This window comes from Streptomyces sp. NPDC046805 (assembly GCF_040645355.1).
In the GTDB taxonomy this organism is placed as follows: Bacteria; Actinomycetota; Actinomycetes; order Streptomycetales; family Streptomycetaceae; genus Streptomyces.
On record NZ_JBEYYC010000032.1, the window covers coordinates 21023 to 42566 of the forward strand.

The following is a 21544-nucleotide window of genomic DNA, read 5'->3' on the forward strand; positions in this document are numbered from 1 at the left end:
GAAGTAGAGACATGGCCAAGCGAATCGACGTAAGCGGACTCTCCGCCTACTACGGCTCCCACAAGGCGATCGACGACATCTCGATGACGGTCGAGCCGCGCTCGGTGACGGCGTTCATCGGGCCCTCCGGCTGCGGCAAGTCGACGTTCCTGCGCACGCTGAACCGCATGCACGAGGTCACGCCCGGCGGTCGCGTCGAGGGCAAGGTGATGCTCGACGACGAGGACCTGTACGGCTCCGGGATCGACCCGGTGGCGGTGCGGCGCGAGGTCGGCATGGTGTTCCAGCGGCCGAACCCCTTCCCGACGATGTCGATCTTCGACAACGTGGCGGCGGGTCTGCGCCTGAACGGCAACTACAAGAAGAGCGAGCTCAAGGACATCGTCGAGCGGTCGCTCAAGGGCGCGAACCTCTGGAACGAGGTGAAGGACCGCCTGAACAAGCCCGGCGCGGGTCTGTCCGGTGGTCAGCAGCAGCGTCTGTGCATCGCCCGTGCGATCGCGGTCGAGCCGAACGTGCTGCTGATGGACGAGCCCTGCTCCGCCCTCGACCCGATCTCCACCCTCGCCATCGAGGACCTGATCGGCGAGCTGAAGGAGCGCTTCACGATCGTCATCGTGACGCACAACATGCAGCAGGCGGCGCGCGTCTCCGACCGTACGGCGTTCTTCAACCTGGCCGGGGTCGGCCAGCCCGGCAAGCTCGTCGAGATCGACGAGACGGAGCGGATCTTCTCCAACCCGTCCGTACAGGCCACGGAGGACTACATCTCCGGGCGCTTCGGCTGAGCCGACACCTCCATACCCCTCGCGGTGCTGCATGGCGGTGCCACCGTGAGGACGCAAGAAGGCCCGCCCCTGGATGCCAGGGGCGGGCCTGTGTGTCGTGCGGTTCGGCTCCGCCGGGGGCGGGGTCCTCGCCCACCCGCCCGCCCGTCTCGGTAGGACAGAAGGTCCCCCAGCCCCGGGGCTCCGCCCCGGTCCCCGGCGGGGACTGCGTCCCCTGCACCCCTGCCTGGGGTTCTGCCGTCGGGTCCTGGTGGGCTTCGGGCCCTGGGCTCCTGCCCTTGGGCTCCGGGTGGGGACTTGGTCTCCTGTGCCCAGCCCCGGGGCGGGGACTGCGTCCCCTGCACCCCTGCCTGGGGTTCTGCCGTCGGGTCCTGGTGGGGGCTTCGGGCCCCGGGCTGCTGGCTCGGGGCCGTCGGGCTTCGGGTGGGGACTTGACTGCTGTGCCCCATTCCCGGGGCTCCGCCCCGGTCCCCGGCGGGGACTGCGTCCCTGCACCCCTGCCTTGAGGTTCTGCCGTCGGCCCTGGTGAGGACTTCGTCCCCTCCACTCCTGCCTCGGGGTTCCGCCCCCTGCCCCCGGGCGCGGGGGCTTCTTCTTCTCTCCCTCCCGGCAGCCCCGGCGGGGACAGCTCAGGTGGCTGAAATGTGCGCGTCGACTGCCGGGTGGCGCTGTCGGGTTTCAGCCTGCCGAGTCGGGTGGTGGGTGGGCATAGGCCCGGGGGCAGAGCCCTCTCGGCCTGGTGTTACAGGAACGCCAGGCTGACGACCCAGAAGACGCCCGCCGCTACCAGCGCGGCCGCCGGCATCGTGATGAACCAGCCGAGGACGATGTTCTTGGCGACACCCCACCGCACCGCGTTCACGCGCTTCGTCGCGCCGACGCCCATGATGGCCGAGGTGATCACGTGGGTCGTGGAGATCGGCGCCTTGAAGAGGAACGCCGTCGTGAACATGATCGCCGCGCCGGTCGTCTCCGCCGCGAAGCCCTGCGGCGGGTCCAGCTCGATGATCTTGCGGCCCAGCGTGCGCATGATGCGCCAGCCGCCCGCGTACGTGCCCAGGGACAGCATCAGCGCGCAGACGATCTTCACCCAGACCGGGATCGGGTCGCCGTAGCTCTCCGTGCCGGAGATGACCAGGGCCATCACCACGACACCCATGGTCTTCTGGGCGTCCTGCAGACCGTGCCCGAGTGCCATCGCGGCAGCCGACACCGTCTGCGCTATCCGGAAGCCGCGCTTGGCCTTGTGCGGGTTGGCCCGCCGGAACAGCCACAGGATCGCCGTCATCACCAGGTAGCCGCCGATCAGACCGACCACCGGCGACAGGAACATCGGGATGATGATCTTGTCGACGACGCCGCTCCAGATCACCGTCGTACCGCCCGCGAGCGCCGCTCCCACCATGCCGCCGAACAGCGCGTGGGAGGAGGAGGACGGGAGGCCGAAGTACCAGGTGACCAGGTTCCAGGCGATCGCGCCGACCAGGGCGGCGAAGAGGATGCCCATCCCCCGCGCCCCCTCGGGCGTCTCGATCAGGCCCTCGCTGACGGTCTTGGCGACGCCCGAGCCGAGGAAGGCGCCGGCGAGGTTCATGACCGCGGCCATCGCCAGCGCCGCCCGGGGCGTCAGCGCCCGCGTGGACACCGACGTCGCGATGGCGTTCGCCGAGTCGTGGAAGCCGTTCGTATACGTGAAGAAGAGCGCGACCAGGATGGTCACGACGAGAGCGAAGGTGTCCATGGACGCCTCAGGACTCCTTGACGGCGATGGTCTCCACCGTGTTCGCCACGTGCTCGAAGGCGTCCGCCGCCTCCTCGAGGACATCCACGATCTGCTTGAGCTTGAGGACCTCGATGGCGTCGTACTTGCCGTTGAAGAGGTGCGCCAGCAGCTTGCGGTGGATCTGGTCCGCCTGGTTCTCCAGACGGTTCACCTCGATCCAGTACTCGGTGAGGTTGTCCATGGTCCGCAGGTGCGGCATGGCCTCGGCCGTCAGCTCGGCCGCCCGCGCCAGGACCTCGATCTGCTGCTCGACGCCCTTCGGCAGCTCCTCGACGTTGTAGAGGACGACCAGGTCGACGGCCTCCTCCATGAAGTCCATGATGTCGTCGAGGGACGACGCGAGGGAGTAGATGTCCTCGCGGTCGAACGGGGTGATGAACGAGGAGTTCAGCTGGTGGAAGATCGCGTGCGTGGCGTCGTCACCTGCGTGTTCCGCGGCCCGCATGCGCTCTGCGATCTCGGCCCGGGCGGAGGCGTCCGCCCCGAGCAGTTCCATCAGGAGCTTCGAGCCCGTGACGATGTTGTCCGCGGATGCGGCGAACATGTCGTAGAAGCTCGTCTCCCTGGGGGTCAGACGAAAGCGCACGTGGGGTCCTCGGGGTGCTTCGGTTTCGGTCAGGCCGATGCTAGGCGCATCATCCGGCCACGGCTAATGGGCCGCCATCCAGTGTCGCCCATCGGGGACAGTGATCAGCACGGGGGCGTTCCAAGGACTCCCTACCCAGCGAAGTTCGTTACGATATACCCGGCAGGGGTATATGTCTGGAGGACGCGATGACGACCACCGAGGCCGGCGCCACGGCGCCCTCCGAGCGCGCGGACCACGAGAGCGCCGACAAGACGGCCCACGAGGGCACCACGCACGGCTACCACAAGCAGAAGGACGAGCACCTCAAGCGGCTGCGCCGGATCGAGGGGCAGATCCGCGGCCTGCAGCGCATGGTCGACGAGGACGTCTACTGCATCGACATACTCACGCAGGTGTCCGCCTCCACGAAGGCCCTGCAGTCCTTCGCGCTGCAGCTCCTGGAGGAGCACCTGCGGCACTGCGTCGCGGACGCAGCCGTCAAGGGGGGCGGCGAGATCGACGCGAAGGTCGAGGAGGCCACGAAGGCGATCGGGCGGTTGCTGCGCACCTGAGCGTCAGCGGGAGGCGTCCCGCTCCTCGGTCACCCTCAGCACCTCGTCGATGCTCTCCAGGCTGAGCCGTTCCCCGCGGGCGGCGGAGGCCGCGATGATCAGCTCCCCGCACAGCTCGATCTCGGCGAGGGCCACGTGGTCCTGTACTGCCGTACCGCCGACCGGAGCCACGTGCATCACCTCTTCTCTGCCGTCAGCGACTTCCTAGAGTAGGCAGCGCTCTACGCGCCGCGCATGGCACGGACGGGCTAGTTCGCCAGAAGGTTAGCGGGCTAGTTCGCCGGGCGATGACCGGCCGGGCGGGTCCGGGTCTGCCCTGGTTGTCCGACTCGGCGCGCCTGCTCAGCTGTCCGGCTCGTTCTCCGCGATCCGGCCCGCGTAGATGTCCTCCGGGCGCGGAAGCGTCACGTGCACGGGGGCGCCGAAGCCGTACAGCAGCGTCGTCGAGGCGACGTCCACCGTGGCCTTGCGCGTGCCGTTGACGAAGCTGAACCGCTGCCGGAGCTTGCGGATGCGCCCCTGGTCGTCGAGGTAGGCGTCGAACGGCACCCGGGCCGTGGCGAACCCCTTCGCCGCCGACTTCAGCGCCGCCCGGTTGCCGATGGACGCGCTTCTGGCCGCCGCCGCCAGATCGGCGGTGCCGCGATAGTGCCGCACCGCGGTGCCACCGACCTCGGTCCGCCCCACGTACGTCGCCGTGCGCGCGCCGCGCAGCAGTTCGGCCGCGGCGTACGGGTCCGTCGCACCGCCCGTCACCAGGTTGCCGTCGGTGAGGGTCGCGGTCTCCACCCGGACCCATTTGTCGGCGGGCACGCCCGCGCCACGGTTCTTCATGAACAGGGCGCCGGGGGCGAGCAGCTCGGTGATCGGGCGGTGCTCCGTCGTCCCGGCCGGGTCCTCGGGCAGGACCACCGTGAGCTGCCCGAGCTGCCGGCGGTAGTCGTAGACGCCCTTGCCGCGGATGGTGACCCGGGTGCCGCCGGTGGCCATCTCCATCGACGTACCGGCCCGGGAACTGCCCGCGTCGCGCAGCACGTCGGCGGCGCGGTGCAGGACGCCGACCGGGTCGGCCTGGCCGCGCGCGTCCTCGGCGGCGGCGCCGCTGCCGACGCACCCCGTGGCACACACACCCAGTCCCACCGTCATGCCCACCGCGACGACCGTCGCACCCGCGCGCCTGTGCTGCCGCCGATCCATCGCCTTCCTACCCCCAGCCGGTCCGGCCCGTCACGGGCCCCCGTGTCGTCGTTCCGGTTAACGACGGGTAGGGGCGCACCGTCACGCGCTTCCACGGTCCGGTGAAGGCCGTACGACCGCACGGCTCACGGGCTCGGTACCGTTGTCCCCGTGACGCAGCAGGACGGGTCGGAAGAGGCCCGGCAGGGGCAGGAACACCACACGACGACTCATGAGCAGGGCCGCTTCTGTGTGGCCCGCTGCACCTGCGGCTGGCGCGGACCGGCCCGCCGGGCCCGCAGCCAGGCTCGTACGGACGCGGAGGTCCACGCGACGGCGGCCTGAGGAGGGCCTCCCGCCGCTACGCGTGTTCGAGCCTGTGCACCAGGTCGTCGACGAGGTCCCGGTCGCGCGGCTGGGTCAGGCGGGTGCGGGCCGCGGCGGGGGAGAGCCACAGGATGCGGTCCACTTCACTGTTCGGGGCGAAGCGGCCCGAGACGGCCTCGGCCGCCCAGTAACGCACCTGTTTGGGGCGGTCGTTGGCCACGTAGTGGAGCGTGGGCAGCTCGGGGCCGGGGGCGGCGGCGTAGCCGGTCTCCTCGGCCACTTCGCGCAGGGCGCCGGCCAGCGGGGCCTCGTCGCGCTTCAGCTTGCCCTTGGGGTGGGACCAGTCGTCGTACTTCGGCCGGTGGACGAGGCAGAGCTCCAGTTCGCCGTCGACCGGGGAGCGGCGCCACAGGACGCAGCCGGCCGCCTGGACGGTGGTGTCATTCGTGCCGGTCAACCCGTTTCACCCTCCGTCGGTCGGCCGGTCAGGGCGCGCTGACCGGCTGCTTCAGCCATGACTGCTGGAAGGCGAACCGCGCCGCCTCCACTTCGAGCCGCTGGTCGGCGTGGAGCACGCCGAGCGCGTATGCCGTCGCCGGGGCGATCCGCGGGGTGCGGGCCGCCTGCGCCGCGGCCGCCGCCGCCTCCGAGGCGTCGCGGTGCCGGTTCAGCGCCTGGCCGGCCGCCAGCAGACGTACGTCGACGCGGTCGGCGTCGCCGTGGAGGACCTCGCGGGCGTACCGGTGCAGGCGCAGGAGAAGGCGGACCTGGTGCCAGGGGCCGTCCTGCGGGTGCGGGGACGGGTCCGGGGACAGGCCGTGGATCAGGGCCTCCGCGTTGTAGGGGTGGCCGGCGGTGAGCAGGGGCAGCGTGGCGATGGCGTTCGTGAGCCGTTCCTCGGCGGCCGCGGCCAGGGGGCGCAGGTCGGTGGTGGCGGCGGCGGGGGTGAGCGGCACCTCGCTGGCCAGGACGGCGACCCGGTCGGCGACGGCGTGGAAGCGGGCCGAGCCGAGCGCCTGCAGGGCGGTGGAGTGGGCCCGGGTCCGGGCGAGGGTCAGCTGGCGTTCGAGCAGGGCGCCCGCCTTCGCCGCGCCCACGGTGAGGTTGCCGCGCTCCGGGCCGGCCTGGACCGGGGGGCCGGAGTCGGCGGAGCGCGCCGCACCGGCGACGGCGGTGGAGTTCACCGACGGCGCCGGAAACACCGTCGATCCCGAACCCGACAGCCGCTGCAGGGCCAGCAGCAGGCGCCGCAGCCGGGCCTCGCACGCGTGCTCCAGGCCCAACGTGCCCGAGAGCCAGGCCAGTTCGGGACGCATCTCCTCCGACCAGGCCGGGTCGAGGAGCGGGCGGAAGGTGTGCAGGCTGCCGCTGATGCGGCGGGCTGAGCGGCGCAGGGCGCGCACCGCGTCGACGGCCCCCTCCGCGCCGCTCGCCGCTCCCCCGCGCGTGTCAGCGCGGGCGGGGGAGCCGCCGCCGGTCTCCCGGTGCAGGCGCAGCGCGCGGAGGAACTCCGTGGCCTGGGCGCGCAGATAACTCGCCAAGGCCTCCCCGAGGGCTTCCCCGAGGGGGGCGCCGTGCTGCTCGCGTCCCGGCTTCGGGCCCGGTCCGGGCGAAGCCGTGAGCTCGCGGGGCGCCCCGGCCGCGGGGTCGTCCGCAGGGTCAAGGTGTTGCTGTGCCACGCCGGCGCCTCCGGGCGTCTATGAGCGTCTCCTGGATGTTGCGCAGGGGCTGTCCGTCCGCGTCGGCGGCATGCCGGGTCCACTCGCCGTCCGGGCCCAGGTGCCAGGAGGAGGTGGAGTCGGACATGCCGGTCTCGAGCAGCCGGTTCAGGGTCGCCCGGTGGGCCGGGTCGGTGACCCGCACCAGGGCCTCGATACGGCGGTCGAGGTTGCGGTGCATCATGTCGGCGCTGCCGATCCACACCTCGGGCTCGCCGCCGTTGCCGAAGGCGAAGACCCGGGAGTGTTCGAGGAAGCGGCCGAGGATGGAGCGGACGCGGATGTTCTCCGAGAGGCCCGCGACGCCCGGCCGCACCGCGCAGATGCCGCGCACCCAGATGTCGACCGGGACGCCCGCCTGGGACGCGCGGTAGCACGCGTCGATGACCGCCTCGTCCACCATCGAGTTGACCTTGATGCGGATGAAGGCCGGACGGCCCGCGCGGTGGTGCTGGACCTCCTTGTCGATCCGTGAGATCAGGCCGTCGCGCAGGGACTTGGGGGCGACCAGCAGCCGGCGGTAGGTCTCGCGGCGCGAGTAGCCGGAGAGCCGGTTGAACAGGTCGGAGAGGTCCGCGCCGACCTGCGGGTCCGCGGTCAGCAGGCCGAGGTCCTCGTAGAGGCGGGCCGTCTTCGGGTGGTAGTTGCCGGTGCCGACGTGGCTGTAGCGGCGGAGCGTGTCGCCCTCCTGACGCACCACCAGGGACAGCTTGCAGTGGGTCTTCAGACCGACGAGGCCGTAGACGACATGGCAGCCGGCCTCCTCCAGCTTGCGCGCCCACTTGATGTTGGCGTGCTCGTCGAAGCGGGCCTTGATCTCGACCAGGACGAGGACCTGCTTGCCGGACTCGGCGGCCTCGATGAGCGCGTCGACTATCGGCGAGGTCTCCGAGGTCCGGTACAGGGTCTGCTTGATCGCCAGCACGTCCGGGTCGGCGGCCGCCTGCTCCAGGAACGCCTGCACGGACGTGGAGAAGGAGTCGTACGGGTGGTGCAGCAGCACGTCCCGGGTGCGCAGGGCCGCGAAGATGTCCGGCGCCGATGCCGACTCGACCTCGGCGAGGTCGCGGTTGGTGCCGGCGACGAACTTCGGGTACTTCAGCTCGGGCCGGTCGATGGAGGCGATGCGGAAGAGGCCGGTGAGGTCCAGGGGGCCCGGCAGCGGGTACACCTCGGCCTCGCTGATCTTCAGCTCGCGCACCAGCAGGTCGAGGACCTCGCGGTCGATGGACTCCTCGACCTCCAGGCGCACCGGGGGCCCGAAGCGGCGCCGCATGAGCTCCTTCTCCAGGGCCTGGAGCAGGTTCTCGGCGTCGTCCTCCTCGACCTCCAGGTCCTCGTTCCTGGTCAGCCGGAAGGCGTGGTGCTCCAGCACCTCCATGCCCGGGAACAGCTCCTCCAGGTGCGCGGCGATGACGTCCTCCAGCGGGACGTACCGGCCGGGCGCGGCCTCCAGGAAGCGGGACAGCAGCGGCGGCACCTTCACGCGGGCGAAGTGCTTGTGGCCGCTGACCGGGTTGCGTACGACGACGGCCAGGTTCAGGGACAGGCCGGAGATGTACGGGAAGGGGTGCGCGGGGTCCACGGCCAGCGGGGTGAGCACCGGGAAGATCTGCTGCCGGAACAGCGTGAACAGGCGTGCCTGCTCCTTCTCGGTCAGCTCGTTCCAGCGGACCAGGTTGATGCCCTCCTCCGCGAGGGCGGGGGCGACGTCCTCCTGGAAGCAGGCGGCGTGCCGGGCCATGAGCTCGCGGGAGCGGGCCCAGATCATCTCCAGCACCTCGCGGGGCTGGAGACCGGAGGCCGACCGGGTTGCGACGCCGGTCGCGATACGGCGTTTCAGACCGGCCACCCGGACCATGAAGAACTCGTCCAGGTTGCTGGCGAAGATCGCCAGGAAGTTGGCTCGCTCGAGGAGGGGGGTGTTCGGGTCCTCGGCGAGTTCGAGGACCCGCTCGTTGAACGCGAGCCAGCTGCGCTCCCGGTCGAGGAATCGACCCTGCGGCAGCCGGCCCCCCTCGGCCTGCGCCTCTTCGTACGCGTCCAGGTCGGCGTCGATGTCGGGCTCGAGGTCGGACACGGTGGCGGCCACCGTGCGCGGGCGGTGCGCGGCTATGGAGCCCACGGAGGGCTGCTGCTGCTGGACCTCGGCCTGGGTGTCTGGCTGGCTCATGAGTCCATTGTTCCGCGCCATCTGCCACACGGGCGCGTCGGAACGTGCCGGTGGCAGCGTGACGGCCCCGTTTCCCGCGGGCCCCTCGGGCAGCGCTGAAGGCTCTGACGCGGCGGGCTTCATTGCCCGAGCGTCGCAAGGTCGTCTGAATCAACGGTTACGGAGACATGACGTGCGGGATAGCGAGGGGCGGCTCCCGGGCATCGGCGCTGGTGGGAACGTATGGAGAACGTGACGATCTCGTACGGTCCGGCCGCCGCGGCCGCTGGAGGCACGGAGGGGGATCAGGTCTCCGCGCGGTACATCAGGTCCGTCTCGTGGGTCTGGAATCCCAGCCGCTCGTAGACCGACACGGCCGCCTTGTTGTCGGCGTCGACGTACAGCATCGCCGTCGGCACGCCCTGTGCGGCGAGGTGGCGCAGGCCGATCAGCGTCAGCGCCCGGCCGAGTCCGCTGCCCTGCGCGCCCGGGGCGACGCCGAGGACGTACACCTCGCCGAGGCCCTCCTCGGCGTGCACCTTGGTCCAGTGGAAGCCGAGGAGTTGCCCCTCCCGCTCGGCGAGGAAGAAGCCCGCCGGGTCGAACCACGCCTCGGCCTTGCGGTCGTCGAGGTCGCGCTGGGTGAGGGAGCCCTGCTCGGGGTGGTGGGCGAAGGAGGCGGCGTTCACGGCGAGCCAGGCCGCGTCGTCCTGCCCCGGTACGAAGGCGCGCACGGTGACGCCCTGGGGCAGCACCGGGTCGGGCAGCTCCGGGTCGGTCAACGGCCGCCGCATCTGGCGCAGTTCACGGAACATGGTCAGCCCCAGGACCTGGGCGAGATGCCGGGCGGCGGGGTGCCCGCCGTGCGCCCACACCCGCAGTCGCTTGCCGGACGCGGCGAGCAGGGACGCGCCCAGCGCCCGGCCGTGCCCGTGCCCGCGGTGCGCGGGGTGGATGACCAGCTCGGCGGCCGGCGCCTCCACCGGGTCGGTGTCCTCGAGCTGGGCGTAGCCGACGAGTTCGTCGCCCACGGTCAGCAGCAGATGCGAGACGCCCTCCCGCGCGCTCCCGCGCAACTGCAGGCGCCCCTGCTCGGACACCGGCTGCTGCCCGTCGGTCCGGGCGGCGTCCGTGAGCAGTTCGAGCACGGCGTCGGCCTGGTCCGGGGAGAGCGCGGAGTAGGTCTCGATGGATCGGGAGGAGAAGGACCGTCCGGTGTCGTCGCTGGTCATGCGTATGAGGGTACGGGGGCGGCGGAGGGAAACCAGGACGTGCCCCCGAACCCCCTGTCGCGCTACGCGCGTTGACCATAGGCTGCGCACCGCACCGGGCCTACTCGCCACAGTCGACCCACAGGGGGGCACATGCCGACCGCAGCTCATCCGCGCCACCGCACCAGACGCCGTACGTACGCGCTCGTCTCGGCGATCGCCGGGCTCGCCACCGCCGGCGCCCTGGCCGCCGCCCTGCCCGCGCAGGCGCACGCCGAGCAGAGCTCAGACGGGCGCTCCAGCCGCTACCAGGACGTCCAGCTCCTGTCCTTCAACGACCTGCACGGCAATCTCGAACCCCCGTCCGGCTCCTCCGGCCGGGTCACCGAACTCCAGCCGGACGGCACGACGAAGTCGGTCGACGCGGGCGGTGTGGAGTACCTGGCCACGCATCTGCGCCAGGCCCGCGCGGGCCACCCGTACTCCATCACCGCGGCCGGCGGCGACATGGTCGGCGCCTCGCCGCTGATCTCGGGCCTGTTCCATGACGAGCCGACCATCGAGGCGCTGAACAAGCTGCACCTGGACGTCACCTCCGTCGGCAACCACGAGTTCGACGAGGGCGCTAAGGAACTGGCGCGGCTGCAGAACGGCGGCTGCCACCCCACCGACGGCTGCTACACCGACGAGGGCTTCGCGGGGGCGGACTTCCCCTACCTCGCGGCGAACGTCCTGGACGAGAAGACCGGCACGCCGATCCTGAAGCCGTACTGGGTCTGGAAGAAGAAGGACGTCAAGATCGGCTTCATCGGCGTCACCCTGGAGGGCACCCCCGACATCGTCTCCGCGGACGGTGTGAAGGGGCTCAAGTTCAAGGACGAGGTCGAGACGATCGACAAGTACGCCAAGGTGCTCCAGCGCCAGGGCGTGCAGTCGATCGTGGCGCTGATCCACGAGGGCGGCTTCCCGGCCTCCTCGTCGTACAACTACGACTGCGACTCCCCGGGCGCGGGCAGCGGCATCTCCGGCCCGATCGTCGACATCGCCGAGCACGTGACGCCGGCGGTGGACGCCCTGGTGACGGGCCACACGCACACCGCGTACGTCTGCACGGTCGACGACCCCGCCGGCCGGCCCCGCATGGTCACCTCGGCCGCGTCCTTCGGCCGCCTCTACACGGACACGACGCTCACGTACGACCGCCGGACCGGCGACATCGCGCGTACGGCGGTGCGGTCCGCGAACCACGTCGTCACCCGGGACGTCCCCAAGGCGCCCGACATGACGCAGCTGATCGACCGCTGGAACACGCTCGCCGCGCCGATCGGCAACCGTCCCATCGGCTACATCTCCGCCGACATCGGCAACACGGGCAACGAGTCCCCGATGGGCGACCTGATCGCCGACGCGCAGCTGGCGTACGGCAAGGAGCTCGACCCGGGGACCGACCTCGCGCTGATGAACCCGGGCGGTGTGCGCGCCGGGCTGACCTACGCGGCGAAGGGCGGCGAGGGCGACGGCGTCGTGACCTACGCCGAGGGCTTCACCGTGCAGCCCTTCGCCAACACCGTGAACCTGCAGGACTTCACGGGGGTCCAGCTGATCCAGGTGCTGAAGGAGCAGGTGAGCGGGGCGAACGCGGCCGCGCCGAAGATCCTTCAGCCGTCGGCCGGACTGACGTACACCCTGGACCTGACCAAGGCCGGGGCGGACCGGGTGGTGACCGACTCGATCCGGCTGAACGGCGCCCCGATCGACCCGGCCGCCACCTACCGGGTCGCCACGAACAGCTTCCTCGCGGGCGGCGGGGACGGCTTCCCCACGCTGGGCCAGGGCACGGGCGATCTGGTCGGCACGGACGACCTGGCCGCACTGGCGCAGTACCTGACGGCCAACTCCTCGGCCGGCAGCCCGCTCGCCCCGCCCGCGGCGGACCGGATCACGGTCGTGCAGTAGAGGTCATCCGTCGTGCAGCAGGGAGGGCGGCCGGATGTCCGGCCGCCCTTCGGTCTTTCGGTCTCACGGTGTCTCGGGCGGGACCGTCGGGGCCCCGGGCAGGCGGACCGCCGCGCTCGTGCCGCCGCCCAGCGCGGGGGTCAGCGTCACCTCGCCGCCCGCCTGCTCCACCGTGCGGGCCACGATCGACAGGCCCAGGCCCGAGCCGGCCAGCGCCCGGGCCGACGGGGAGCGCCAGAAGCGGTCGAAGACGTGCGGGAGTTCCTCCGGCGGGATGCCGGGGCCGTGGTCGCGGACCGTGAGGACGCCCTTCTTCAGGGCCACGTCGATCGTGCCGCCCTCGGGGCTGAACTTGACCGCGTTGTCGAGGATGTTGACGACCGCCCGCTCCAGCGCCTGTGGCTCCGCCCGGACGTACCACGGCTCCAGGTCCGCCGTGATCGTCAGCTCCGGTCCGCGCAGGCGGGCGCGGCGCAGGGCGGCCTCGACGGTGTCCTGCAAGGGGACCACCTGGACACGCTCGCCGCGCTGACCCGCCGAGCGCGACAGCTCCTGCAAGTCGCCGATCAGCGAGGACAGTTCCGTCATCTGCGCCGTCACCGAGGCCAGCAGCGCCCTGCGGTCCGCGGCCGGGATCGGGCGGCCCGTCTCCTCGCTGCGGGTGAGGAGTTCGATGTTGGTCCGCAGCGATGTGAGGGGCGTACGGAGCTCGTGCCCCGCGTCCGCGATGAGCTGCTGTTGCAGTTCGCGGGAGCTGGCCAGGGCCGAGGTCATGGAGTTGAAGGAGCGGGACAGACGGGCGACCTCGTCCTCGCTGTCGTCCTCGACCGGGATGCGGATGCCCAGGTCCTCCGTGCGCGCGACGTGTTCCACCGCCTCCGTGAGCTTGTCCACGGGCCGCAGACCGGCGCGCGCGACCGCCAGGCCCGCGGCTCCGGCGCCGAAGACCCCTATCCCCGAGACGAGCAGGAGGATGAGGGCCAGGTCGTCGAGGGTGTTCTCGGTGTCGCGGAGGGACAGGCCGATCATGAAGGCCACGTCCGGATAGGGCTGGGCGTCCGGGCCGGGGGCCACCGGGACGGAGACCGTCATCACCCGGACGTCGTTGCCCTCGGCGTCGGTGGTGTAGTGGAAGGTGCGCAGCCCCAGGTTGGGGTGGTCGGCGACGCTCCTGTCGGTGCCCGTGACCTTCAGCGCGCCCTCGGAGCGGGGGGCCACACAGGACTGGCCCTGCGCGGTGACCAGCTGCACGTAGAAGAACGAGCGCTGCATGTCGTTCGTGGCGTCGTCCGGCGTCTGCGTGCAGCGCGCGGCGAGCTCGGTCGCGTCGGCCGCGGTGACCCTGCCGAAGCTGGCCAGCCGGCTGTCGACCTCGGCGTAGAGCTTGCCGCGCACGATGAACCAGCAGGTCACGGAGACCGCCGCCACCGCGAACGCCACCGCCGCCGCCACCAGCAGCGACAGCCGCGACCGGATCGGCAGTGACCGGAACCGGCGTACGACCTTCCTCACCGGCTCACTCCGCCCCGCCCGGCCGCAGCACGTAGCCGACGCCGCGGACGGTGTGCACGAGCCGCGGCTCGCCGTCGGCCTCCGTCTTGCGGCGCAGGTACATGACGTAGACGTCCAGCGAGTTGGACGACGGCTCGAAGTCGAAGCCCCACACCGACTTCAGGATCTGCTCGCGGGTGAGCACCTGGCGCGGATGGGTCAGGAACATCTCCAGCAGCGTGAACTCGGTGCGGGTCAGCTCCACCCGCCGGTCGCCGCGTGTGACCTCCCGTGTCGCGAGGTCCATGCGCAGGTCGGCGAAGATGAGGGCGTCGTTCTCCGCGGTGGTCCCGCCGACGCCCGCGGCCACGTACGCGTTGCGCCGCAGCAGTGCGCGGATACGGGCGAACAGCTCGTCCAGCTCGAACGGCTTGACCAGGTAGTCGTCGGCCCCTGCGTCCAGCCCGGTCACGCGGTCGCCGACCGTGTCGCGGGCCGTCAGCATCAGTATCGGCGTCGTGTCACCCCCGCCGCGGATGCGGCGGGCGGCCGTCATGCCGTCCATACGGGGCATCTGGATGTCCAGGACGACCAGGTCGGGCCGGTACACGGTCGCCTTCTCCAGGGCGTCCGCTCCGTCGACCGCCACCTCGGTGTCGTACCCCTCGAAGGCCAGGCTGCGCTGGAGTGCTTCGCGCACGGCCGGCTCGTCGTCGACGATCAGGATGCGCCGGGGGTCACGGTCGCCATCGGCGGGACTCATCACTCGCGGTTCCTCGGTGTGGACGGGGGTGGGCCGTCAATCAGCCTCGCACGTTTCCGGCGGTTACGGGCTTTCGTCCGATCCCGGGGCGCGCGGTCGATCACTGGACCGCGGGAGTCCGGGGTCAGCAGCTCACCGCGGTCAGGCGCCGGAGGGGCACCTTGTGGCGGTGCGGGCGAGCGGCCGGCATCCGCAGTCCCATCAGCTGGGGCGCGGCCACCTCGACGGGCCGTGACGGCGGGGCCGGGGCGTTGAGTTCGTACGCCACCTCCAGGGCCAGGGTGAAACCGGCCGGGTGACGGTCGGGCACGATGTGCGACACCTTCTTGATCACGGCGTACTCCCTTGCTTTCGGTGCGTTGCGCACCGCCTTGGATCTTTCGTACGTTCTGCACTTTCCGGTGTCAGTCGGTGGAGCCCGACCGCAGCCGGGCCAGGTCGGAGGTGACGGTGTTGCTGGGGATCGCGAAGCCGAGCCCGATGCTGCCCGCCGAGGAGGCCGACGGGGAGCGGGAGCGGGTCGAGTACATCGCGGAGTTGATGCCGATGACGGCGCCGTTGGCGTCGATCAGCGCGCCCCCGGAGTTGCCGGGGTTGAGCGCGGCATCGGTCTGGATCGCCTGGTAGGTCGTGGTCGACGAGCCCGGGTCCCCGTTGAACTGCCGCCCGTCGAACCGGAACGGCCACCGCCCGTCGCTGCCCTGGCCCTGACCCTGGCCTTGGCCCTGGTCGGTCGGGACGGTCACGTCGCGGTGCAGCGCGGAGACGATGCCGCTGGTGACGGTGCCGGTCAGCCCCTCGGGGGAGCCGATCGCCACGACCGCGTCACCGACCCGCACCCCGTCGGAGTCGCCGAACTGCGCGGCATGCAGGCCCGAGGCGCCCCGAAGCCTGATCAGGGCGAGGTCCTTGGCGCTGTCGGTGCCGACGACCTCGGCCTCGTACTGCTTGCCGCCGCTCGTCCCCACCTTGATCGACGAGGCGCCGGCGACGACGTGGTTGTTGGTGACGACCTCGCCCCCGTCGCCGACGATCACGCCGGAGCCGGTGGACGAGCCGTTGCCGAGTGTGGCGTCGATCTCGACCACGCTGGGGGCGACCGCGGCGGCGATCGCGCGGACATCGCCCTTCTTGGCGGCGGGCACGACGTGCGCGCCGGTGCTTGCGGTGGAGACGGCGTCGCCTCCGGCCAGTTCCTGGAAGACGTACGCCGTGCCGCCGCCCACGGCCGCCGCGGCGAGGGCCACGGCGCCCAGCAGGGCGAGGGTGCCCCGCGGGTGCTGCTTCTTCGGCTCGGTCATGGAAAGAGCATTTCCCGTGACCATGAAAGCTCCGTGAGGGCTCCCTGAGAAGCCCGACAGAAGCGCCCGGCCACGGCCCTCAGCAGGCCTTCATGCCTCTCAGCGAGTCTTCATGTACGCCGGAGAAGTCCTGGTGGCGGTCATCGTCCGCAGCCGCAGGAGGCGCGGACCACCAGCCGTGAGGGGAACGTCTTCAGCCGCTCGCGCCGCGATCCCGTCGCCCGCAGGCCGTCGTCGAGGACGAGGTCCACGGCCGCGCGGGCCATCGCAGGCCGGTCCGAGGCGACCGTCGTCAGCGGCGGGTCGGCCAGGCCCGCCTCCTTGATGTCGTCGAAGCCGGCGACCGCCAGCTCACCCGGCACGTCGATGCGCAGCTCGCGCGCCGCCCGCAGCAGGCCGATCGCCTGGTCGTCGGTGGAGCAGAAGATCGCGGGCGGCCGGTCGGGGCCGGAGAGCAGGTCGAGGGCGACCCGGTAGGCGTCGTAGCGGTTGTACGGGGCCTCGAAGAGCCGGCCCTCGGTCGGGATGCCGGCCTCGGTCATCGCGCGCCGCCAGCCCTCGACGTGGTCGGAGACCGGGTCGCCGACGGCGGGGGTCTCGGCCGTACCGCCCAGACAGGCCACGTACTCGTAGCCGTGCTCCAGCAGATGGCGGACGGCGAGCTGGGCGCCGCCTATGTCGTCCGTGACGACGGCGACGTCGTCGAAGGCCTCGGGGCGCTCGTGCAGCAGCACCACCCGGGCGTCCCAGGCCTCGATCTCGGCGGCGGCCTGGTCGTTGAGCGCGTGGGAGACGAGGATCAGACCCGAGACGCGCATACCGAGGAACGCCCGCAGATAGTGGACCTCGCGCTCGGCGACGTAGTCGGTGTTGCCGACGAGCACCATTTTTCCGCGCTCGGACGCTGCCTGCTCGACCGCGTGCGCCATCTCCCCGAAGAAGGGCTGGCGGGCGTCCGGCACGATCAGGCCTATGAGGTCGGTGCGCCGCGAGGCCATGGCCTGGGCGACCCGGTCGGGCCGGTAGCCCAGCTCCTTGATCGCGGCGAGGACGCGCTCGCGCGTGGCCGGGGCGACCGGCCGGGGTCCGTTGTTGATCACATAGCTGACGACGGCGGTGGAGGTCCCCGCCAGCCGCGCCACGTCATCCCGAGTCACCTTGGCCACGCGCGGAGTCTACGCGGAGAGATCCGCTCCGGGCAGGGCGTGTCCGAGCTTCCCTGTGCGGAAGCGAAGCCGCGTCCGGGCGCCCGCCGCGTCCGCTACGCGTCGGCCCGGAGGTCCGCCGCGTCCAGGGCGGCCGATACCTCCCCGTCCGTCGGCTTTTGCCGGGTGCTCCTGGCCTTCGCCTCGCCCGCCGCACGGTCGCGCTTCTCGGGCTTCTCGGGCGTCACGAATCGATAACCGACGTTCCGGACGGTTCCGATCAGCGACTCGTGCTCGGGGCCGAGCTTGGCGCGCAGCCGCCGTACGTGCACGTCGACGGTCCGGGTGCCGCCGAAGTAGTCGTACCCCCACACCTCCTGCAGCAGCTGTGCGCGGGTGAACACCCGGCCCGGGTGCTGCGCGAGGTACTTCAGGAGCTCGAACTCCTTGAAGGTGAGGTCGAGGACCCGGCCCTTGAGCTTGGCGGAGTAGGTCGCCTCGTCGACGGACAGATCGCCGCTGCGGATCTCCATCGGGGAGTCGTCGCCCGCGATCTGCAGCCGGCCCATGGCCAGCCGCAGCCGCGCCTCGACCTCCGCGGGGCCGGCGGTGTCGAGCAGGACGTCGTCGATGCCCCAGTCGGCGGTGACGGCGGCGAGGCCGCCCTCGGTGACGACCAGGACGAGGGGGCAGCCGGGGCCGGTGGAGCGCAGCAGCTGGCACAGGCTGCGCACCTGGGGCAAATCGCGGCGCCCGTCGATCAGGATCACGTCGGCGCCCGGGGTGTCCACGAGCGCGGGTCCCTCCGCCGGGGCCACGCGCACGTTGTGCAGCAGGAGGCCGAGGGCGGGGAGCACCTCCGCCGACGGCTGGAGGGCGTTGGTCAGGAGCAGCAGGGAACTCATCGTGCCTCACCCGCCCGGGTCGTCTTCATCGGTCCGTGCACGGTTCGCTGGCCCATAGCGTCTGGTTCCTCCGCGTCGTATACAACGCTTCCGAAAGCACAAAAGGACCCGGGGGCTACGCTGCCCGAGTCCTCTGCCCAGCAGAATAGCCGACATGAGCACGGGTTCGGCAGGTCATGTGGCGCGATCCACCGTTCGTCCGGATTCTGAGACGAGCAGAGACACCCCTACACGGACGTTTCTACGCACCCGGGACGGGGTGGCGATCGATTCCGTATACGACCCGGGTGCGGTCGTATACGACGGGCCTGCCGTGCCGTCCGCCCCTCCGGTGTTCGTGATCGCGCACGGTTTCACGGGCGACGCGGACCGGCCGCACGTGCGGCGGGCGGCGCGGGTGTTCGCGCGGTACGGGGCCGTCGTCACCTTCTCCTTCCGGGGGCACGGCGCCTCCGGAGGGCGCTCCACCGTGGGCGACCGGGAGGTGCTGGATCTGGCGGCCGCGGTGGCGTGGGCGCGGGACCTCGGCCACGCGCGCGTGGTCACCGTCGGTTTCTCCATGGGCGGCTCGGTGGTGCTGCGGCACGCGGCCCTGTGCGACGGGTCCGAGGGAGCCGACGCGGTGGTCTCCGTGAGCGCGCCGGCCCGCTGGTACTACCGGGGCACCGCCCCCATGCGCCGACTGCACTGGCTGGTGACCCGCCCCGAGGGCCGGCTGCTGGGCCGCCTCGGCCTGCGGACCCGCATCCACCACCGCGACTGGGACCCGGTCCCGCTGTCCCCGGTCGAGGCCGCCTCGAGGATCGCGCCGAGGCCGCTGCTGATAGTCCACGGCGACCGGGACGCCTACTTCCCCCTCGACCACCCGCGCATGCTGGCCGCGGCGGCCGGTGACCACGGCGAACTCTGGCTGGAGCCCGGCATGGGGCACGCCGAGCACGCGGCGGCCGACGCCCTGCTGGGCCGGATCGGGGCGTGGGCGGCCTCGCGGGCGGGCTAGCCTGACGGTGTTGATGTGCGGATGCCGGCCCACCGAGGGGCCGGATCCGCCGAGGGACCAGAGGGACGAGATGGCAAAGGTCACGGTGCGCTATTGGGCCGCCGCCAAGGCCGCGGCCGGGATCGCCGAGGAGTCGTACGACGCGGCGACCCTCGCCGAGGCGCTGGACGCGGTACGGGAGCGGCATCCCGGTGAACTGACGCGCGTACTGCTGCGCTGCTCGTTCCTCGTCGACGGTGACCCCGTGGGAACCCGCGGGCATGAGACGGTACGGCTGGCCGAGGGCGGCACGGTCGAGGTGCTCCCGCCGTTCGCAGGAGGGTGAGCGATGACCGATCAGCCGTATGAGGGCGGACCGTACGAGGCGTACGACCCGCACAGACAGCAGCAGCCGCAGCCGTATCAGCAGCCGCCGCAGCAGGCGTGGCCCGGGCAGGCGGGACACGACCGGTCCGGCTACGACCACCCCGCGTACCACGCGCAGCCGCCCACGCAGCAGTGGCAGGGGCAGACCTGGGAGACCCGGACGCACACCCCGGTGTCGCCTTCTGAGACGGCGTACCTGCCGCCGCAGACGTACGACCCCGCCGCCGCGGCGGCGCCCTACACACCCCCGGCAGCCGAGCAGCCGGGGCACACCCCCGGGTCCGAGCCGGACTACGGCCCGGCGACGCTCGCCGGGAACGCCCGCATCACCGACGCCCAGCGCGCCCGCCTGGAGGGCCGCTCCCCGATCATCGAGCCCGGGATGCAGCCCGCGCTGCTGACGGCGCTGCTGGGGCTGCTGCTCTCCGGTGCGGCGGCGATCGGTTCGTACGCCCTGGTCGTCCCGCTGGTGCTGCTCCAGGCCGTCACGGCGGCGGGCTGGTTCCGGCTGAACGGCATGTGGCCCGCCCGGCAGGGCATCGCCCTCGCCTTCGCGGGGGCGCTCACGGCGGACGCGGCCGTGCTGGTGGCGGGCCGCGAGCACGCGCCCGCGGCGATCCTCGGCCCTCTCGGGGTCTGGGTGCTGCTCGCCCTGGTCCTCCAGTTGCGCTCGCACGCCGACCCGGACGAGCGGATGCAGGGCCTGATGGCCACCGTCGCCTCCACCGCGCTGGCGGTCATCGCGACCGGCTACCTGGGTGCCGACCCGGCCGCGGTGACGGTGGGCGCGGCCGCGGTGGCCGTGGCCCTGCTGGCCCGCGCACTGCCGATGCCGACCCCGCTCTCCGTGATCGTCTCCCTGCTCGCCGCCGCGGGCGCGGGCATCGCGGTGGGCGGATGGACGGACCTCGGCACGAAGGGCGCCCTGCTGGGCGCGGCGGCGGCGGTCTGCGCCCTGATCGGCCACCGGGTCGCCAGCTACGACTACCCGTCCCGCTTCGTCCACTTCACGGCGGGCGTCGCGCTGCCCCTGTCGGCCGCGGCGCCGGTGGTGTGGGTGCTGGGCCGGGCGCTGGGCTGACGGGTTCCCCCCCGTCACACGTGATCGGTGTTCCCCCCGCGGGCGGAGTCCCGCGGGGTTACCGTGGCGATCGTCGCCGACGACCGCCCGGCCGGGCCCGATCAGGGGAGGAACACCACCATGCGAGCGCTGCGCGCCCTCCTGATCGTCGTCGTGATCGTGGGCGGCCTCTTCGTGATCGCGGACCGGGTGGCCGTCCGTTTCGCCGAACGCCAGGCCGCGGACCGGCTGAGGATCAGCGAGAACCTGGCCGCCACCCCGGACGTGTCCATCAACGGCTTCCCCTTCCTCACCCAGCTCGCAAGCGGCACGCTGGACGACGTCGAGGTCCGCATCAAGAACTACGAGGCGGCCAGCGACGACGGCACCAAGAAGGTCCGCATCGACGACCTGACGGCCGACCTGAAGGGCGTCACGTTCTCCGGCGATCACAGCTCCGCCACCGCGGCGACCGCCACCGGCACCGCGACCGTCTCCTACGCCGAGCTGCTGAGGACCGCCAAGTCCGAGCCCGCCCAGGTCGCGCCCGGCGTCACCGCCCGCGTCGTCGGCCTCTCCGACGGCGGCAACGGAAAGATCAAGGTCAAGGTCGAGGCGACGGTCCTCGGCACCAAGCTGCCCGAGCCGGTCCCGGTGCTCGGCAGCGTCACCGTCCGGGGCGACAGCGTGAAGGTGCGGGCCGACTCGCTGCCCAGGATCGGCAACGTCGACGTCGGCGAGAGCGACATCCGGGAGATCACCGACTTCCGGCAGGCGATCAACCGGCTGCCCGGCGGCATCAAGCTGGACAAGGTGCAGGCGGCGAAGGACGGCGTCGAGATCGCGGTGAAGGGTTCGGACGTCAGGCTGGCCGGGTAGGCGGACAGCATCGAGCAACGTCGCGGGGCCCCGCGGAACCGCGGTTGTCCGACTGGCGAGACGGCTCGTCCGCACCGCAGAAGCAGCGCCCCGCACAGGCATCCGAAGGCCCCGACGTGAGCCTCGGGCGTGTGCCGACTCCCGCTATGCGGACGATCGAGTCTCATCATCCGAAACGCCGGTGACATGGCCGCCCGGACGTCCCTACGATCGAGCCCATGAAGCGACAGGCGGATCTCACGAAGCGGCGGGCAGTGGACCTGTGCCGCGTTGCCGCCATGCTCTGTCGCCCCTTCTGAGCGGAACCTTCCGCGTTTCCGCATGCCCCGGCCGCCCTGCTGGAAGGGCACCCGTGCGCTGCCCGCACCACTGCCGGCGCGCAC

Annotated in this window: 23 protein-coding genes; 9 read left to right on the forward strand and 14 right to left on the reverse strand. The window is 71.8% G+C overall.

Annotation, left to right across the window (positions count from 1 at the left end; genetic code table 11):
* The first annotated feature begins 11 nt into the window (after positions 1 to 11).
* Positions 12 to 788 (forward strand): phosphate ABC transporter ATP-binding protein PstB, encoded by a 777-nt coding sequence (gene pstB, locus ABZ910_RS28850; RefSeq protein ID WP_361370370.1) that lies wholly within the window; start codon positions 12 to 14, stop codon positions 786 to 788.
* Positions 789 to 1530: 742 nt separating this feature from the next.
* On the opposite strand, the gene ABZ910_RS28855 is transcribed toward pstB, so the two are convergent.
* On the reverse strand, positions 1531 to 2529 hold the full coding sequence (locus ABZ910_RS28855; protein WP_361370373.1) for an inorganic phosphate transporter: 999 nt from the start codon (positions 2527 to 2529) through the stop codon (positions 1531 to 1533).
* A 7-nt stretch (positions 2530 to 2536) separates the two neighbouring features.
* On the reverse strand, positions 2537 to 3157 hold the full coding sequence (locus ABZ910_RS28860; RefSeq protein ID WP_026252685.1) for a DUF47 family protein: 621 nt from the start codon (positions 3155 to 3157) through the stop codon (positions 2537 to 2539).
* A 188-nt stretch (positions 3158 to 3345) separates the two neighbouring features.
* Here ABZ910_RS28860 and ABZ910_RS28865 point away from each other — a divergent pair, with 188 nt between their 5' ends.
* The gene (locus ABZ910_RS28865) at positions 3346 to 3711 is read left to right on the forward strand and encodes a metal-sensitive transcriptional regulator (RefSeq protein WP_361370376.1); all 366 of its coding nucleotides are present in this window, start codon (positions 3346 to 3348) and stop codon (positions 3709 to 3711) included.
* Between the two features lie 3 nt (positions 3712 to 3714).
* On the opposite strand, the gene ABZ910_RS28870 is transcribed toward ABZ910_RS28865, so the two are convergent.
* Together ABZ910_RS28870 and ABZ910_RS28875 are read right to left on the reverse strand one after the other, a co-directional pair.
* Entirely contained in the window at positions 3715 to 3888 is a 174-nt protein-coding gene (locus tag ABZ910_RS28870) for a hypothetical protein (RefSeq protein ID WP_361370379.1), read from the reverse strand.
* A gap of 165 nt (positions 3889 to 4053) precedes the next feature.
* Complete coding sequence (locus ABZ910_RS28875; protein WP_361370382.1) at positions 4054 to 4908, reverse strand: hypothetical protein; 855 nt, start codon at positions 4906 to 4908, stop codon at positions 4054 to 4056.
* A gap of 150 nt (positions 4909 to 5058) precedes the next feature.
* On the opposite strand from ABZ910_RS28875, the gene ABZ910_RS28880 reads away from it, so the two are divergent.
* A complete protein-coding gene (locus tag ABZ910_RS28880) occupies positions 5059 to 5232 on the forward strand; it encodes a hypothetical protein (RefSeq protein WP_361370385.1) in 174 nt (57 codons plus the stop codon).
* Positions 5233 to 5248: 16 nt separating this feature from the next.
* Here the strand turns inward: ABZ910_RS28880 and ABZ910_RS28885 are convergent, their stop codons facing one another.
* From ABZ910_RS28885 to mshD, 4 genes are all read right to left on the reverse strand, one after another.
* Positions 5249 to 5671, reverse strand: a complete 423-nt coding sequence (locus tag ABZ910_RS28885; RefSeq protein ID WP_361370388.1) for an NUDIX hydrolase — start codon at positions 5669 to 5671, stop codon at positions 5249 to 5251.
* A 28-nt stretch (positions 5672 to 5699) separates the two neighbouring features.
* Complete coding sequence (locus ABZ910_RS28890; RefSeq protein WP_361370584.1) at positions 5700 to 6755, reverse strand: CHAD domain-containing protein; 1056 nt, start codon at positions 6753 to 6755, stop codon at positions 5700 to 5702.
* A gap of 118 nt (positions 6756 to 6873) precedes the next feature.
* Positions 6874 to 9105: an RNA degradosome polyphosphate kinase gene (locus tag ABZ910_RS28895; RefSeq protein ID WP_361370392.1), complete on the reverse strand. Its 2232-nt coding sequence runs from the start codon at positions 9103 to 9105 to the stop codon at positions 6874 to 6876.
* 284 nt (positions 9106 to 9389) lie between these two features.
* Complete coding sequence (gene mshD / locus ABZ910_RS28900; protein WP_361370395.1) at positions 9390 to 10316, reverse strand: mycothiol synthase; 927 nt, start codon at positions 10314 to 10316, stop codon at positions 9390 to 9392.
* A gap of 132 nt (positions 10317 to 10448) precedes the next feature.
* Between mshD and ABZ910_RS28905 the strand changes: the two genes are divergently transcribed.
* Complete coding sequence (locus tag ABZ910_RS28905) at positions 10449 to 12251, forward strand: bifunctional metallophosphatase/5'-nucleotidase (RefSeq protein ID WP_361370398.1); 1803 nt, start codon at positions 10449 to 10451, stop codon at positions 12249 to 12251.
* 63 nt (positions 12252 to 12314) lie between these two features.
* Here ABZ910_RS28905 and ABZ910_RS28910 read toward each other — a convergent pair whose 3' ends face one another.
* The 6 genes from ABZ910_RS28910 to ABZ910_RS28935 form a co-directional block, all read right to left on the reverse strand.
* On the reverse strand, positions 12315 to 13763 hold the full coding sequence (locus tag ABZ910_RS28910; RefSeq protein ID WP_361370401.1) for a HAMP domain-containing sensor histidine kinase: 1449 nt from the start codon (positions 13761 to 13763) through the stop codon (positions 12315 to 12317).
* A gap of 4 nt (positions 13764 to 13767) precedes the next feature.
* On the reverse strand, positions 13768 to 14505 hold the full coding sequence (locus ABZ910_RS28915; RefSeq protein WP_361370404.1) for a response regulator transcription factor: 738 nt from the start codon (positions 14503 to 14505) through the stop codon (positions 13768 to 13770).
* Positions 14506 to 14629: 124 nt separating this feature from the next.
* A complete protein-coding gene (locus ABZ910_RS28920) occupies positions 14630 to 14839 on the reverse strand; it encodes a hypothetical protein (RefSeq protein ID WP_361370407.1) in 210 nt (69 codons plus the stop codon).
* A gap of 70 nt (positions 14840 to 14909) precedes the next feature.
* Positions 14910 to 15806: a trypsin-like peptidase domain-containing protein gene (locus ABZ910_RS28925; RefSeq protein ID WP_361370410.1), complete on the reverse strand. Its 897-nt coding sequence runs from the start codon at positions 15804 to 15806 to the stop codon at positions 14910 to 14912.
* 140 nt (positions 15807 to 15946) lie between these two features.
* Positions 15947 to 16972 (reverse strand): LacI family DNA-binding transcriptional regulator, encoded by a 1026-nt coding sequence (locus ABZ910_RS28930; RefSeq protein WP_361370413.1) that lies wholly within the window; start codon positions 16970 to 16972, stop codon positions 15947 to 15949.
* 95 nt (positions 16973 to 17067) lie between these two features.
* Positions 17068 to 17856 carry a response regulator transcription factor gene (locus ABZ910_RS28935; protein WP_361370416.1) on the reverse strand — a complete coding sequence of 263 codons (789 nt, stop codon included), beginning with the start codon at positions 17854 to 17856 and terminating at the stop codon, positions 17068 to 17070.
* Between the two features lie 154 nt (positions 17857 to 18010).
* Here ABZ910_RS28935 and ABZ910_RS28940 point away from each other — a divergent pair, with 154 nt between their 5' ends.
* The 5 genes from ABZ910_RS28940 to ABZ910_RS28960 all read left to right on the forward strand — a co-directional run bounded on the left by ABZ910_RS28940 (position 18011) and on the right by ABZ910_RS28960 (position 21460).
* Complete coding sequence (locus ABZ910_RS28940) at positions 18011 to 18856, forward strand: alpha/beta fold hydrolase (protein ID WP_361370419.1); 846 nt, start codon at positions 18011 to 18013, stop codon at positions 18854 to 18856.
* 70 nt (positions 18857 to 18926) lie between these two features.
* Entirely contained in the window at positions 18927 to 19181 is a 255-nt protein-coding gene (locus ABZ910_RS28945; protein ID WP_361370422.1) for a MoaD/ThiS family protein, read from the forward strand.
* A 3-nt stretch (positions 19182 to 19184) separates the two neighbouring features.
* A complete protein-coding gene (locus ABZ910_RS28950; RefSeq protein WP_361370425.1) occupies positions 19185 to 20303 on the forward strand; it encodes a hypothetical protein in 1119 nt (372 codons plus the stop codon).
* Positions 20304 to 20423: 120 nt separating this feature from the next.
* Positions 20424 to 21161, forward strand: coding sequence for a DUF2993 domain-containing protein (locus ABZ910_RS28955; RefSeq protein ID WP_361370428.1), 738 nt, complete (start codon positions 20424 to 20426; stop codon positions 21159 to 21161).
* 218 nt (positions 21162 to 21379) lie between these two features.
* Complete coding sequence (locus tag ABZ910_RS28960) at positions 21380 to 21460, forward strand: Ms5788A family Cys-rich leader peptide (RefSeq protein WP_350751515.1); 81 nt, start codon at positions 21380 to 21382, stop codon at positions 21458 to 21460.
* Positions 21461 to 21544 lie beyond the last annotated feature (84 nt).

Coding starts and splice junctions, on each gene's coding strand:
- ABZ910_RS28940 (WP_361370419.1), top strand. CDS start 18,011: ATGAGCACGGGTTCGGCAGGTCATGTGGCGCGATCCACCGTTCGTCCG.
- ABZ910_RS28925 (WP_361370410.1), bottom strand. CDS start 15,806: ATGACCGAGCCGAAGAAGCAGCACCCGCGGGGCACCCTCGCCCTGCTG.
- ABZ910_RS28945 (WP_361370422.1), top strand. CDS start 18,927: ATGGCAAAGGTCACGGTGCGCTATTGGGCCGCCGCCAAGGCCGCGGCC.
- ABZ910_RS28855 (WP_361370373.1), bottom strand. CDS start 2,529: ATGGACACCTTCGCTCTCGTCGTGACCATCCTGGTCGCGCTCTTCTTC.
- ABZ910_RS28905 (WP_361370398.1), top strand. CDS start 10,449: ATGCCGACCGCAGCTCATCCGCGCCACCGCACCAGACGCCGTACGTAC.
- ABZ910_RS28960 (WP_350751515.1), top strand. CDS start 21,380: ATGAAGCGACAGGCGGATCTCACGAAGCGGCGGGCAGTGGACCTGTGC.
- ABZ910_RS28865 (WP_361370376.1), top strand. CDS start 3,346: ATGACGACCACCGAGGCCGGCGCCACGGCGCCCTCCGAGCGCGCGGAC.
- ABZ910_RS28875 (WP_361370382.1), bottom strand. CDS start 4,908: ATGGATCGGCGGCAGCACAGGCGCGCGGGTGCGACGGTCGTCGCGGTG.
- pstB (WP_361370370.1), top strand. CDS start 12: ATGGCCAAGCGAATCGACGTAAGCGGACTCTCCGCCTACTACGGCTCC.
- mshD (WP_361370395.1), bottom strand. CDS start 10,316: ATGACCAGCGACGACACCGGACGGTCCTTCTCCTCCCGATCCATCGAG.
- ABZ910_RS28955 (WP_361370428.1), top strand. CDS start 20,424: ATGCGAGCGCTGCGCGCCCTCCTGATCGTCGTCGTGATCGTGGGCGGC.
- ABZ910_RS28935 (WP_361370416.1), bottom strand. CDS start 17,856: ATGAGTTCCCTGCTGCTCCTGACCAACGCCCTCCAGCCGTCGGCGGAG.
- ABZ910_RS28950 (WP_361370425.1), top strand. CDS start 19,185: ATGACCGATCAGCCGTATGAGGGCGGACCGTACGAGGCGTACGACCCG.
- ABZ910_RS28870 (WP_361370379.1), bottom strand. CDS start 3,888: ATGCACGTGGCTCCGGTCGGCGGTACGGCAGTACAGGACCACGTGGCC.
- ABZ910_RS28915 (WP_361370404.1), bottom strand. CDS start 14,505: ATGAGTCCCGCCGATGGCGACCGTGACCCCCGGCGCATCCTGATCGTC.
- ABZ910_RS28895 (WP_361370392.1), bottom strand. CDS start 9,105: ATGAGCCAGCCAGACACCCAGGCCGAGGTCCAGCAGCAGCAGCCCTCC.